Below are 11,492 nucleotides of genomic sequence, written 5' to 3'. Positions count from 1 at the left end.
CGTCGCGCCCAGCCGAGCCGCTGCCGCCCGGTACGGCCGGTCCGCCGGGCGGTGGCCCGGGCCCGCGGTCACGTCACGCCATCGGCGGCGCAGATGGACGAGGGAGGTGTCCGGGGTGTGCGCGGTCCGCGCCGGCATCAGCGCGGTGGCCGCGGCGGCGCCACCCAGCACCAGGAACAACCGCCTGGAGTATCCGCCCACATCTGGATTATCCGGTCACGAGGCGGGGGTGTCGTAGGAGGGGGAGGGGGTGGGGCGCCGGTGCCGAGCCGCGTGCGGTGAACCGCTCGGTGCCCGGCGCCCCCTCGGGGGTTCCTGAATGGCCCTCAGGTCTGCCGTACGGCGAGGCCGGTCAGCCCGGCTCCGCGCTGAGCACGGCCAGGGGGGTGCTGGGGGTGACGACGGCGGCCAGCGGCTCCTCGGGCTGCGTGAGCGTCGGCAGCTCGAACCAGACCACCTTCCCGCGGGAGGTGCGGGCCCCGCCCCAGCAGCACGAGAGCATGTCGACCAGGTGCAGTCCGCGCCCTCTCTCGTCGTCCAGGGTCGCCTCGCACAGGTGGGGCAGCGCGGGATCCTCGTCCTCCACCTCGCCCCGGAGCAGCCCGTCCTCCACGGACAGGATGAGGCGGACCGTGCCGTCGGTGTGCTCCATGGCGTTGCCGACGAGCTCGCTGACGAGCAGCTCGACCACGTCGCTCTGGTCCTCGAACCCCCAACCGGCGAGCTTCTGCCGAGTCAGGCGGCGCGCCTTGCGCAGCGACGCCGGCTTGCGGGAGAACTGCCATGTGGCCGTGTGACTTACTGGGTAACCACTCATGGCGCTCAGAAACCTGTCCCAGAATGCGTTCATGACGCGCTCCCGGCGTAGGCAGGGAAGCTCCGCCCGTCAGGCAGGAGCTCGCCGCGGTCGTCGAAGCACACCAGGCCGTTGCAGCGCAGCCCCCATCCCTGCTCCGGGTGGTAGGCGACGAGGCGGGCGGCCTCGCGGTCCGGAGCGATGGCGGGTGGGCAATGGGGCTGGTGCTGGCACATGGCGTGAACCCTTGACGTTTCTCTTCTCTGACGAGCGTTTTGTACTTCAGGTCACCAGCTTGCCTCCGGGATCCCCGCGGGGGGACGTGAGAAATCCCGATATGGGTACCTATTTCACCTACGTACGTAGTCCTCCCCGGCTACGGATTACCCAGGGCGGCGGGGGTAGCGGCCCAGGCCGGTCACTGGCCGCCCGTCAGCAGCCGCGCCGCGAGCAGGACCGCGAAGGCGAGCAGGGAGAGGCCGCAGCCCGCTTCCAGCACCCGTACGGCCAGCGGCGGCAGCGCCCTGCGCAGGAGGGCGATGAGACCCGCCGAGACGAAGCACCAGGCCAGCGAGGACAGCATGAACCCGGAGAAGAACGTGGCCAGTCCGGCGAGATCGGCGTGCCGGTCGAGGACGGCGCCGACCGCCCCCGCGACGCCGGACCAATAGACGACGTTCCAGGGATTCCCCAGCGACATCCCGGCGCCGACGGCGACGGCGGCCCCCCGGAGCCCCCCGTCCCGATGACCGTCCGGCACGGCGTCCCGGGAACCGCCCGTCTCGGGGGCACGCCATGGAGAGACGGTGTCCCGGGAACCGTCCGGCTCGGGGGCGCGCCGTGGAGAGACGGCGTCCCTGATCCCCGCGACCCCCAGCCAGCCGAGGAGCAGGCAGCCCGCGGCCGTCAGCGGGACGCGCAGCGCGGGCACGGTGAACAGCGCCCCCACGCCCGCCAGTCCCAGCAGCGCCCACACGGCGTCCCCCGCCAGCGACCCGACCTGCACGGCGAACGCCGGCCGGAACCCGCCGCGCATGCCCCGGCGCAGCGACTCGCTGAAGACGGCGCCCGGCGCCGCGTTGAACGCCAGTCCCACCCAGAAGGCCAGCCCGAACACCTCGACCACGGGCACCATTCTCCTGGCATCTTGACCCGCGAGTAACAAGGGCGGACCATGAGGCACCCCCAGTTTGTGAGGTGCACTCATGTTACGTAAGGTCGTTGGGGCGGCCATGCTGGCCGCGCTCACTCTGGCGAGCACCGCCGCCACCGCGCAGACGGTCCCCGAATCCGAGGTAGGAGCGGTCGGTCAGCCCGCGGGCTCCGCCGCCCCGGTACGCGGTTTCGTCGACGCCCACAGCCACCTCATGTCCCACGAGGCGTTCGGCGGCAGCCTGATCTGCGGCAGGCCGTTCGACCCCGACGGCATCGACCACGCCCTGGTCGACTGCGCGGACCACCGCCCGAACGGCGAGCTGGCCTGGTTCGAGAACTTCACCCGCCACGGCACCCCGGTCGGCACGCACGACCCGGTCGGCTGGCCCACGTTCAAGGACTGGCCGGCCCACGACTCCCTGACCCACCAGCAGGCCTACCACAAGTGGATCGAGCGGGCCTGGCGCGGCGGCCTCCGCGTCATGGTCAACGACCTGGTCGCCAACCGGCAGCTCTGCGAGATCTACCCGCTCAGGCGCAACGGCTGCGACGAGATGGCCACGCTCAGGCTGGAGGCGCGCCGCACCTTCGAGTTGCAGGACCACATCGACGCCCAGAGCGGCGGCCCAGGGCAGGGCTGGTTCCGGGTCGTGAAGTCGCCCGCCGAGGCCAGGCAGGTGATCGCCGCGGGCAAGCTGGCCGTGGTCCTCGGCGTGGAGACGTCCGAGCCGTTCGGCTGCCGCCAGACGCTGGGCATCCCGCACTGCACCAAGGCGCAGATCGACCGCGGTCTGGACGAGATGCACGCGCTGGGCGTGCGCAGCATGTTCGTCTGCCACAAGTACGACAACGCGCTGTGCGGCGTGCGGTTCGACTCCGGCACCACCGGCGTGATCGTCAACCTCGGCAACTTCCTGTCGAGCGGCCGCTTCTGGAACGCCCGGACCTGCACGGGACCGCAGCACGACAACACCATCGAGGCGGCCGGAGCGCTCCCGCCCCAGCTCGCCAGGTGGCTGCCGCACGGGGTCGGCCTGCCCGTCTACCCGCCGGCGCCCCACTGCAACCCCAAGGGCCTGACCTCCCTGGGCGCCCACATGGTCCAGGGCATGATGCGGCGCGGGATGATGATCGAGATCGACCACATGAGCGTCAAGGCCGCCGGCCAGACGCTCGACCTGCTGGAGAGCGCCGGCTACCCTGGGGTCATCTCCTCCCACAGCTGGGCCGACCCCGGCTACCTGCGCCGCGTCTACCGGCTCGGCGGCATGGTCACCGCGTACGGCTCGCCCGCCCCTTCCTTCACGGCCGGCTGGCAGGCCACCAAGCCGTTCCGCGACGAGTTCGGCCGCCCCGGGTACGGCTACGGCCTGGACGCCAACGGCATGGGCCCACTCCCCGGTCCCCGTCCGGGCAGCGCGGTCACGTACCCGTTCACCTCGCTCGACGGCGCCGTAACCCTCGACCGGCAGCGCACCGGCGAGCGCGTGTGGGACGTCAACACCGACGGCGTGGCCCACTACGGCCTGGTCCCCGACTGGATCGAGGACATGCGCCGGTACGCCGGGGACCAGCTCGCCCAGGACATGCTGGCCGGGGCGGAGGCCTACCTGAAGTCGTGGGAGGGAGCCGAGCTCCGCAGCCGAACGTGACCCCCGGCCGGGGCGAATGTCTGATCTGCACGGCACCGTCGATGATCGTGCCCTAAGGTGACCGCAGAAGCAGTCGTGAGCCCCGAACGGAGCCCCATGGACGACGAGAACGCCCGTTCCGCCTGGGATCGAGTCGACACCACCAAGCCTCACTCGGCGCGCGTGTGGGACTACCTGCTCGGCGGCAAGAACAACTACGCCGTGGACAAGGAGGCCGGTGACACGATCCTGAGGGTGTTCCCGGCCTTCGCCCAGGTGGCCCGCCTCCAGCGGCAGTTCCTCAAACGGGCGGTCACGTTCCTGGCAGGGGAGGCCGGGATCCGCCAGTTCCTGGACATCGGCACCGGCCTGCCCACGGCGAACAACACCCACGAGGTCGCCCAGTCCGTGGCGCCCGACTCGCGGATCGTCTACGTCGACAACGATCCGCTGGTGCTCGTGCACGCCAGGGCTCTGCTCACCAGCACCCCCGAGGGCGCCACCGACTACATCGACGCCGACGTACGCGATCCCGAGCGCATCCTGGACGGCGCGGCCAAGACACTCGACCTCACCCGGCCGGTGGGGCTGACCATGCTCAGCATCGCCGGCCAGGTGTCCGACGCCGACGACCCGAAGGGCATCATCCAGCGGCTGCTCGCGCCCCTCCCCCCGGGCAGCTATCTCGCCCTCAGCGACGGCACCAATACCAACCCCGCGCTCGTCGCCGCCGTCGAGAGCTACAACTCCCGGGCCGCCTACCCCTACCACCTGCGCGATCCGGAGGCGATCGCCTCCTTCTTCGAGGGGCTGGAGCCGGTGGAGCCAGGAGTGGTGCCGACGCCCCAGTGGCGGCCCGGTCCGGAGGGCTGGGACCCCTCCGACCAGGTGAGCGCCGTGTGCGGCGTCGCACTCAAGCGCTGACGGCATCTCCCCGTGACGCATGTCCTCGTTTTGCGTGTCCTTGGCGCCTGCCCTGCCACTGTGGACCTGTGGAAAACTCGGGGGACGAACGCTGGTTCGAGACGTTCCGCATGCAGGCCGCCCACATGGCCTTCCCGGACTGGAGCCCGCGTCCGGACGAGTGGGTGAGCTTCTACGCCTCCCTGGTCGGCCAGGAGGCCGCGGTCACCGCGGAGATCGCCGTCTACCGGGACAACGAGCGCATCCGCTTCCGCCACTACAAGGGCGAGGAGGCCAGGTCCTTCTGGCTGGAGCTCATGCACAGGATGGCCGAGTGAGGCCCGGCCGCCGCGTTCTGCGCGCCACGGTGGCCGGGTAGCCGGAGATACGCGGGAGGGCCGGGGCGGGTTCAGAATCGCCGCAACTCCCACGGGTCGTGCGCGCAGAACACGTCCACGCCGTGCGCGTGGGCGAGCGTGCGCAGCCTGGCCTGGTTGGCCGCGCGCAGCTCCGCGTCCACCTGGGAGTCCACCTGGACGATGTCCATCAGCGGGTGCGGCCGCGGATCCGGCTCCAGCTCGCCGTGGTAGAAGTACGCGTCGCCCGCGTGCAGCAGCCAGCGGTCGCCGTCCCTGACCGCCACCCCGGCGTGGCCCACGGTGTGCCCGCCGAGCGGCACCAGCAGGATGCCGGGCAGGTCGTCGAGCGGTCGCACGCCCTCCATGCCCAGCCACGTCTCGCCGCGCCCCTCGCCGTAGGTGACCCAGCGCGGGCCGTGTGCCCAGTGGCCCGGCCGGTAGCGGCGGCTCGGGGCCTCGGCCAGGGCCGCTTCAAGCTCGGCCGCCATGACGTGCACCCGCGCGCCGGGGAAGTCGGGCAGGCCGCCGCTGTGGTCGACGTCCAGGTGGGTCAGCACGATGTGGCGTACGTCGGCGGGGTCGTGCCCGAGCCGGGCGAGCTGCCGTACCGCCGTCTCGGCCGGCTTCAGCGCGGGGTCCACCAGGTCCACCCACTCCTTTTCGAGCAGCTCCGCGGGCCGGGTCACGTCGTCGAGGCCGAGGCCGGCCTCGACCAGGACGAGTCCGGAGGAGGGCGTCTCGATGAGCAGGGCGTGGCAGACGGCGCGGGCGGAGGGCAGGCCGGTGGTCGAGTCGATCTCGCGCATCGAACCGAGGTTGAGGTGGTGAATCTTCATGCGGCTAGACTGCGACTTGAACCACGGTTCAAGTCAAGGAGCTGCCCGTGGACGAGACGCTGCTCGACATCGGCGAGGTGGCGACGCGGTCCGGCCTCGCGGCCTCGGCGCTCAGGTTCTACGAGCGCAAGGGGCTCATCGCGCCGGCCGCGCGCAACGGCCTGCGTCGCGCCTACCGGCCCGAGACGCTGGACCGGCTGGCGCTGATCACCTGCGCGCGCGACGCGGGGTTCACGCTGGCCGAGGTCGGCAGGTTCCTGGCCGCCCGGCCGGACGACGCCGTGCTGCGCGAGCGGATGGCCGCCAAGGAGCGGGAGGTGGACGAGCTCGTGTCCAGGCTCACCCGGCTCCGTGACAGCCTCCGGCACGCCGTCGTCTGCGACCACGACCCGATCGTCGAGTGCCCGGAGTTCAAGCAGGCCGTACGCCGGGTCAGCGTGCCGGAGTGAACCGTCCGCCGAGCCCGCGACGGGTCAGGCGGAGCTGACGTACTGCCGGGGGCGGAGGGCATGGGCGCGCAGCGCGGTCAGGGCCGCCAGTTGGCCGACCCTCGACATCCGCACCGCGAGCTCGTCACCGAAGGCGAGGCCGAGCGCGGTGAGCTGCCCGACCAGGTGGGTGACCGGCTCGGCGATGTCGGCGTGGCCCGTGGCGGAGTGCCATCCCTCGCCCCCGACCACCTCGGCGACCCGGCGCCGCAGCTCCGTGGGAGACATGAGGGCGCCGTCGGCGAGAAGCAGGAGCGCGGCCTCGCGGGCCGACACCTCGCACTCGTGCTCGCCCTGAGCCAGCAGCAGCCCCGTGATCGCCTCCCACATGGCCTCGCATGAGTGGAGCAGCCGCCTGCCCTCTGGTGTGATCGACAGCCTGGCGCCGTCGCGGCGCAGCGCGCCCAGCTCACGCTCGGCCATCTCGCGCAGCCTGAGCGCCTCCGGCGAGGGCGCCAGCCGCAGCGGCAGGCTCTCCTCGGAGGCGGCCAGGGACAGCAGCCCGTGCAGGGCCGGGACCGGCTGGGCGGGCACCGGCGCGTGCAGCCGCACCTCGAACGGCTGCGCCAGCTCCCGCCTGGCCGGGCCTCTGCCGAGCACCCAGCGGTTGAGGCGCTCGCCGTGGACGCGGTGGAGCCAGCTGTCGCCGCCCAGGTCGGCCCGGGGCTCGGTGAGCCAGCGCCGGGTCAGCGCGACGTGGTCGACCTCGTCGCCGGCGACGATGGCCAGCTCCAGGGCCGCGGAGCAGGCCACGTGCGCGCCCAGCTCCTCGGGGCCCATGATCGTGCTCCACCGCAGGTCGGGCACGTCGGGCGGGAGCACACCGGTGGCCTCCAGCGCCGCCTGGTAGGCGCCGGTGCCCGCGTCCTCCCCTTCGCGGGCGTACGTGGACAGGATCCGCGCGGTGGTCGGCGAGTCGCACAGCTCCGCGTAACGCTCCAAGCCGCCCAGGTGGAGCAGCCGGCCGAGCGAGCGGGCGAGCCGCTCGGGATCGCCGCCGACCTTCAGCGGCAGCGTGTACCAGAGGAACTCGCAGACGTCGAGCTGGGTGACCGTCTCCAGCGGATCGCCACCGGTCAGCCACTCGATGGCGGTCCTGGCCTCGTCGGCGAGATCCGGCTCCGAACGTTCGAGTTCGGCCAGGAGCGCGGTGACGTCCGGTGCACTCATGCCTCGAAGTTTGCCGTATCGAGCCCTGGCCTGACGATGCCCGAAACCGGCGCGTTTTGGGTCTTGCACGGTGATTGCCCTAGGAAAGCATTTGTTCGGAGGGATGTCGTTCGGACTAAATCCACCGTTTGTCGAACAGCATCCTGGCCTTCCACTCGGTGTAGGGGATGAGCTCGGCGGACAGGACCGGGTGCAGCCACCAGAAGTTGATCAGGGCGAGGAGCGCGAAGGCGCCGACCACCGCTGCGCCGAGCGTGCGCCGCACGCCCGGCGAGGCTTCCGCACGCCGTGCCGCCGGCCCGATCAGCAGCCCCGCGCAGAGCGTGATGGCCAGCACCATGAACGGCACCATGGGGATGGCGTAGAACAGGAACATCGTCCGGTTGGACGCGATGGCGAAGTAGAACCAGGGCAGCCAGCCCATCGCGTAGGCCAGCAGCACCGCCCCGGCCCGCCAGTCGCGGGTGGCCACGTACCACGCGATCAGGCCGACGAGCGCCAGCAGCGCGCCGAACCAGATCACCGGCGTGCCCACGCCCAGCACCGCCTCCGAGCAGTCCTTGACCCCGCAGGCGTCCTGCCTGCCCTCGTAGTGGAACGCGACGGGACGCAGCAGCAGCGGCCACTGCCACGGATCGGACATGTAGGGATGCGAGGTCTCGAGCCCGTTGTGGAACGTGAAGACCTGCCACTGGTACTTCACCCACGACCGCGCGGAGTCGAAGAGGAAGTAGAACGGGCCCGAGGAGGTGGACTGGTCCCAGTTGCGGCCGTAGCCGGTGGCGGTGGCGAACCAGCCGGTCCAGGTCGCCATGTACGTGACGAACGGGGCCACGGCGAAGGCCAGCAGCCCGTTCGGCGCGTCCTTGGAGAAGACGCCCGCGTACGGCCGGCGCACGCCGACCGCCCGCCGCGCCCCGACGTCCCACAGCAGCGACATGACCGCGAACGCGACCGCGAAGGCCAGCCCCGACCACTTGACGCCCATCGCCGCGCCGAGGCAGACGCCCGCCGCGATCCGCCACGGCCGCAGCCCGAGGCCGGGGCCCTGGGGAGAGATGGGGGAGTTCTCGTACCAGTCGACCAGCCGCTGCCTGGCCTTGTCGCGGTCGACCACCAGGCAGGCGAACGCCGCCAGCACCCAGAACATCAGGAAGATGTCGAGCAGGGCGGTGCGCGAGAGCACGAAGTGCAGGCCGTCGAGGGCGAGCAGCAGCCCGGCGAAGCAGCCGAGCAGGGTCGAGCGGGTCATCCGGCGCGCCAGGCGGGCCAGGATGAAGATCGACAACGTTCCCGCGACGGCGGCGGCGAACCGCCAGCCGTACGGGTTCATGCCGAACAGCCACTCGCCCGCGCCGATCATCCACTTGCCCAGCGGCGGATGCACCACGTAGGAGGCGCACTTGTCGAGCGTCTCGGCGGTGCACTTCTGCCAGATGTCGGTGTTGCCGGCCAGGATCGCCTTGTCGGCGTCCTTGATCGCGACCCGCTCCACCAGCCAGCTGATCAGGGAGAAGGCGTCCTTGGCGTAGTAGGTCTCGTCGAACACGACAGCCCTGGGATGGCCGAGCCCGGCGAAGCGCAGCACTCCGCCGAAGACCGTGACGAGCAGCGGCCCGAGCCAGCCCCACAGCTCGCCGCCGCGCATGGGCGGGACCATCCGGTCGCGCACGGATCGTGCCCGGGGACTGCTCTCGTCGGCCTTCGGCTCATCGAAGGCTTGGTACGCGAAGTCGGTCACCGCCATTCGGACATCGTACGGGCCTCAAGCCGGTGGTTACCCAGGAAACTCTGCCCAATCGGGATGCCCTGCCACAATGGTCCAGTGAGAGCAGACGGCAGGTTGGTGCTGGCGGGAGCCCCTATAGGGCAGGCGGGTGACGTCTCGCCGCGGCTTCGGGAGGCGCTGCGCGACGCGGACGTGGTGGCCGCCGAGGACACCAGGCGGTTGCGCAGGCTCGCCACCGAGCTGGACGTGGAGATCGGCGGCCGGATCGTCTCCTACTACGACGCCAACGAGGCGGCCCGTGCCCAGGAACTGGTCGAGACCCTCAAAGAGGGGCGCACGGTCGTAGTGATCACCGATGCCGGGATGCCGGGCGTGTCGGACCCCGGCTACCGCCTGACCAGGCTGGCCGTCGAGGAGGGCGTCACGGTCACCGCGCTGCCGGGGCCGAGCGCCGTCACCACCGCGCTGGCCGTCTCGGGCCTGCCCAGCGACCGCTTCTGCTTCGAGGGCTTCCCGCCGCGCAAGCCGGGCGAGCGCGCCCGCCGGCTGTCCGCGCTGGCGCGCGAGGAGCGGACCATGGTCTTCTTCGAGGCGCCCCACCGGCTGCACGGCTCGCTGGAGGCGATGGCGGAGGCGTTCGGCGCCGACCGGCGGGCCGCCGTCTGCCGCGAGCTGACCAAGACCTACGAGGAGGTGCGCCGCGGCGGCCTGGCCGAGCTGGCCGAATGGGCGGCGGCCGGGGTGAAGGGCGAGATCACGGTCGTGGTCGCGGGCCACGTCGCCGACGAGCGCCCGCCTGACATGGCGGCGCTGGTGGCCGAGGTGGAGCGCCGGGTGGCGGAGGGCGAGCAGCGCAAGACGGCCGTCGCCGACGTCGCCAGGGCCGCGGGCGTGCCGAAGAGGGAGCTCTACGACGCGGTTCACAGAAGATCTTCCAGCCCGTAGATTGCGCTTCGTGAAGAACTGGGGGGTTTCATCGCAAAGGCTGGTTCCGCCGTTTCAGGGCGGCGCCCTCTGGGGCTGGCTGGGGCCGCTGCTCGTCACGGTCTTCGGCGGGATCTTCCGCTTCGCCGGGCTCGGCCATCCCAGGGCCGTCGTCTTCGACGAGACCTACTACGCGAAGGACGCCTTCTCCCTCCTCACGTTCGGCATCGAGCGTTACACGCTGGGCGACACCAAGAACCCCATCGCCGACCGGCGCCTGATCGCCGGCGACCTGGACATCTGGAAGCAGTGCGCGGAGCCCGCCGACTGCGCCGCGTTCGTCGCGCACCCGCCGCTGGGCAAGTGGATGATCGCCGCGGGGGAGTGGCTGTTCGGCATGAACCCGTACGGCTGGCGGTTCGCCGCCGCCGTCGCGGGAACGTTGTCGATCTTCATCCTGGCCCGCCTGGCGCGCCGGATGACCCGCTCGACCCTGCTCGGCTGTCTGGCCGGGCTGCTGCTGGCGCTGGACGGGCTGCACCTGGTGCTCTCGCGGACCGCGCTGCTCGACATCCTCCTGATGTTCTGGGTGCTGGCCGGGTTCGCCTGTCTGGTGGTCGACCGGGACAAGGCGCGGCAGCGGCTGGTCGACTGGCGCGAGACGGTCTCGACGGCGGGCCTCCGGGACTGCGGGCCCCCGCTGGGACTCCGGCCGTGGCGGATCGCGGCCGGCGTCTGCCTCGGGGCGGCGTGCGCGGTCAAGTGGTCGGGGATCTTCTTCCTGATCGCGTTCGCGGTGCTGAGCCTCGTGTGGGACATGGGGGCCAGGCGCGCGGCCGGGATCCGCGAGCCGTACCGGGGGACGTTCCGGCTCGACCTGCCCTCAGGCCTCGCCGCGCTCGCGCTCGCGCCCGCCCTGGTGTTCCTGGCGTCGTGGGCGAGCTGGTTCGTCAACGACGACGGGTGGGGCCGCAACTGGGAGCGGGCCACCTCCTCGGGGCCGCTGTTCTTCGTGGTCGACTCGATGCGGTCGTGGCTGAAGTATCAGACGGAGGTGCTCGGCTACCACACAGGGCTGACGAAGTATCACCCGTACATGTCGGATCCGTGGTCGTGGCCGTTGCTGATCCGGCCCGTCACCTTCTACTACGAGGGCGGGCAGGGCACGTGCGGCGCCGCCAAGTGCTCGGAGGCGGTGGTCGGCGTCGGCACGCCCGCGCTCTGGTACGCGGCCGCCCTGGCCATGCTCGGGCTCGTCGCGTGGTACGTGGCCACCCGCGACTGGCGCGCGGGCGCGGTGCTGCTCGCCTACGCCGCCGGCTGGCTGCCGTGGTTCTACTACGCGGTCGCCGACCACCGCACCATGTACCTCTTCTACATGATCCCCGTCGTGCCGTTCATGGTGCTGGCGCTCGTGCTGGTGGCCGGGCTCGTGCTCGGACCGGAGAGCGCCCCGCCCGCCCGGCGGGCGGCGGGGGCCGCGGCCGTGGGCGCGCTCGCG

At 71.7% G+C, this 11,492-nt stretch carries 13 protein-coding genes; 6 read left to right on the top strand and 7 right to left on the bottom strand.

Annotated elements, in window-relative coordinates:
• From DQW85_RS11510 to DQW85_RS11495, 4 genes are all read right to left on the bottom strand, one after another.
• A partial coding sequence (locus DQW85_RS11510; RefSeq protein ID WP_162794904.1) for a hypothetical protein occupies nucleotides 1–201 on the bottom strand: 201 nt, incomplete at its 3' end.
• Between the two features lie 151 nt (nucleotides 202–352).
• On the bottom strand, nucleotides 353–850 hold the full coding sequence (locus DQW85_RS11505) for an ATP-binding protein (protein WP_113700333.1): 498 nt from the start codon (nucleotides 848–850) through the stop codon (nucleotides 353–355).
• Complete coding sequence (locus DQW85_RS11500; protein ID WP_113700332.1) at nucleotides 847–1,032, bottom strand: DUF5999 family protein; 186 nt, start codon at nucleotides 1,030–1,032, stop codon at nucleotides 847–849. The genes DQW85_RS11505 and DQW85_RS11500 overlap by 4 nt, the downstream gene beginning before the upstream one ends.
• Nucleotides 1,033–1,214: 182 nt before the next feature.
• Nucleotides 1,215–1,931, bottom strand: a complete 717-nt coding sequence (locus DQW85_RS11495; protein ID WP_113700331.1) for a LysE family transporter — start codon at nucleotides 1,929–1,931, stop codon at nucleotides 1,215–1,217.
• A gap of 70 nt (nucleotides 1,932–2,001) precedes the next feature.
• Between DQW85_RS11495 and DQW85_RS11490 the strand changes: the two genes are divergently transcribed.
• The 3 genes from DQW85_RS11490 (at nucleotide 2,002) to DQW85_RS11480 (ending at nucleotide 4,823) form a co-directional block, all read left to right on the top strand.
• Complete coding sequence (locus DQW85_RS11490; protein ID WP_240197094.1) at nucleotides 2,002–3,603, top strand: amidohydrolase family protein; 1,602 nt, start codon at nucleotides 2,002–2,004, stop codon at nucleotides 3,601–3,603.
• Nucleotides 3,604–3,699: 96 nt separating this feature from the next.
• On the top strand, nucleotides 3,700–4,506 hold the full coding sequence (locus tag DQW85_RS11485; RefSeq protein WP_113700329.1) for an SAM-dependent methyltransferase: 807 nt from the start codon (nucleotides 3,700–3,702) through the stop codon (nucleotides 4,504–4,506).
• 68 nt (nucleotides 4,507–4,574) lie between these two features.
• Nucleotides 4,575–4,823, top strand: a complete 249-nt coding sequence (locus DQW85_RS11480) for a hypothetical protein (protein ID WP_113700328.1) — start codon at nucleotides 4,575–4,577, stop codon at nucleotides 4,821–4,823.
• Between the two features lie 71 nt (nucleotides 4,824–4,894).
• On the opposite strand, the gene DQW85_RS11475 is transcribed toward DQW85_RS11480, so the two are convergent.
• Nucleotides 4,895–5,680, bottom strand: a complete 786-nt coding sequence (locus DQW85_RS11475; protein WP_113700327.1) for an MBL fold metallo-hydrolase — start codon at nucleotides 5,678–5,680, stop codon at nucleotides 4,895–4,897.
• Between the two features lie 47 nt (nucleotides 5,681–5,727).
• Between DQW85_RS11475 and DQW85_RS11470 the strand changes: the two genes are divergently transcribed.
• Nucleotides 5,728–6,129: a MerR family transcriptional regulator gene (locus DQW85_RS11470; protein WP_113700326.1), complete on the top strand. Its 402-nt coding sequence runs from the start codon at nucleotides 5,728–5,730 to the stop codon at nucleotides 6,127–6,129.
• A 24-nt stretch (nucleotides 6,130–6,153) separates the two neighbouring features.
• Here the strand turns inward: DQW85_RS11470 and DQW85_RS11465 are convergent, their stop codons facing one another.
• Both DQW85_RS11465 and DQW85_RS11460 read right to left on the bottom strand, forming a co-directional pair.
• A complete protein-coding gene (locus tag DQW85_RS11465; protein WP_113700325.1) occupies nucleotides 6,154–7,338 on the bottom strand; it encodes a hypothetical protein in 1,185 nt (394 codons plus the stop codon).
• A gap of 115 nt (nucleotides 7,339–7,453) precedes the next feature.
• On the bottom strand, nucleotides 7,454–9,085 hold the full coding sequence (locus DQW85_RS11460; RefSeq protein WP_113700324.1) for a dolichyl-phosphate-mannose--protein mannosyltransferase: 1,632 nt from the start codon (nucleotides 9,083–9,085) through the stop codon (nucleotides 7,454–7,456).
• Between the two features lie 57 nt (nucleotides 9,086–9,142).
• Between DQW85_RS11460 and rsmI the strand changes: the two genes are divergently transcribed.
• Nucleotides 9,143–10,012 (top strand): 16S rRNA (cytidine(1402)-2'-O)-methyltransferase, encoded by an 870-nt coding sequence (rsmI, locus tag DQW85_RS11455; RefSeq protein ID WP_113700323.1) that lies wholly within the window; start codon nucleotides 9,143–9,145, stop codon nucleotides 10,010–10,012.
• Between the two features lie 10 nt (nucleotides 10,013–10,022).
• Nucleotides 10,023–11,492: dolichyl-phosphate-mannose--protein mannosyltransferase (locus DQW85_RS11450; RefSeq protein WP_113700334.1), on the top strand; the 1,470-nt coding region annotated here is incomplete at its 3' end.

It is taken from the genome of Nonomuraea lactucae, from assembly GCF_003313395.1.
Taxonomy (GTDB): Bacteria; Actinomycetota; Actinomycetes; order Streptosporangiales; family Streptosporangiaceae; genus Nonomuraea; species Nonomuraea lactucae.
This window is presented reverse-complemented; position numbering and strand designations above follow the sequence as displayed.

Excerpts from the sequence above, each read along its gene's own strand:
- DQW85_RS11505 (WP_113700333.1), bottom strand. The coding sequence starts at position 850 with ATGAACGCATTCTGGGACAGGTTTCTGAGCGCCATGAGTGGTTACCCA.
- DQW85_RS11460 (WP_113700324.1), bottom strand. The coding sequence starts at position 9,085 with ATGGCGGTGACCGACTTCGCGTACCAAGCCTTCGATGAGCCGAAGGCC.
- DQW85_RS11490 (WP_240197094.1), top strand. The coding sequence starts at position 2,002 with ATGTTACGTAAGGTCGTTGGGGCGGCCATGCTGGCCGCGCTCACTCTG.
- DQW85_RS11465 (WP_113700325.1), bottom strand. The coding sequence starts at position 7,338 with ATGAGTGCACCGGACGTCACCGCGCTCCTGGCCGAACTCGAACGTTCG.
- rsmI (WP_113700323.1), top strand. The coding sequence starts at position 9,143 with ATGCCCTGCCACAATGGTCCAGTGAGAGCAGACGGCAGGTTGGTGCTG.
- DQW85_RS11500 (WP_113700332.1), bottom strand. The coding sequence starts at position 1,032 with ATGTGCCAGCACCAGCCCCATTGCCCACCCGCCATCGCTCCGGACCGC.
- DQW85_RS11485 (WP_113700329.1), top strand. The coding sequence starts at position 3,700 with ATGGACGACGAGAACGCCCGTTCCGCCTGGGATCGAGTCGACACCACC.
- DQW85_RS11475 (WP_113700327.1), bottom strand. The coding sequence starts at position 5,680 with ATGAAGATTCACCACCTCAACCTCGGTTCGATGCGCGAGATCGACTCG.
- DQW85_RS11495 (WP_113700331.1), bottom strand. The coding sequence starts at position 1,931 with ATGGTGCCCGTGGTCGAGGTGTTCGGGCTGGCCTTCTGGGTGGGACTG.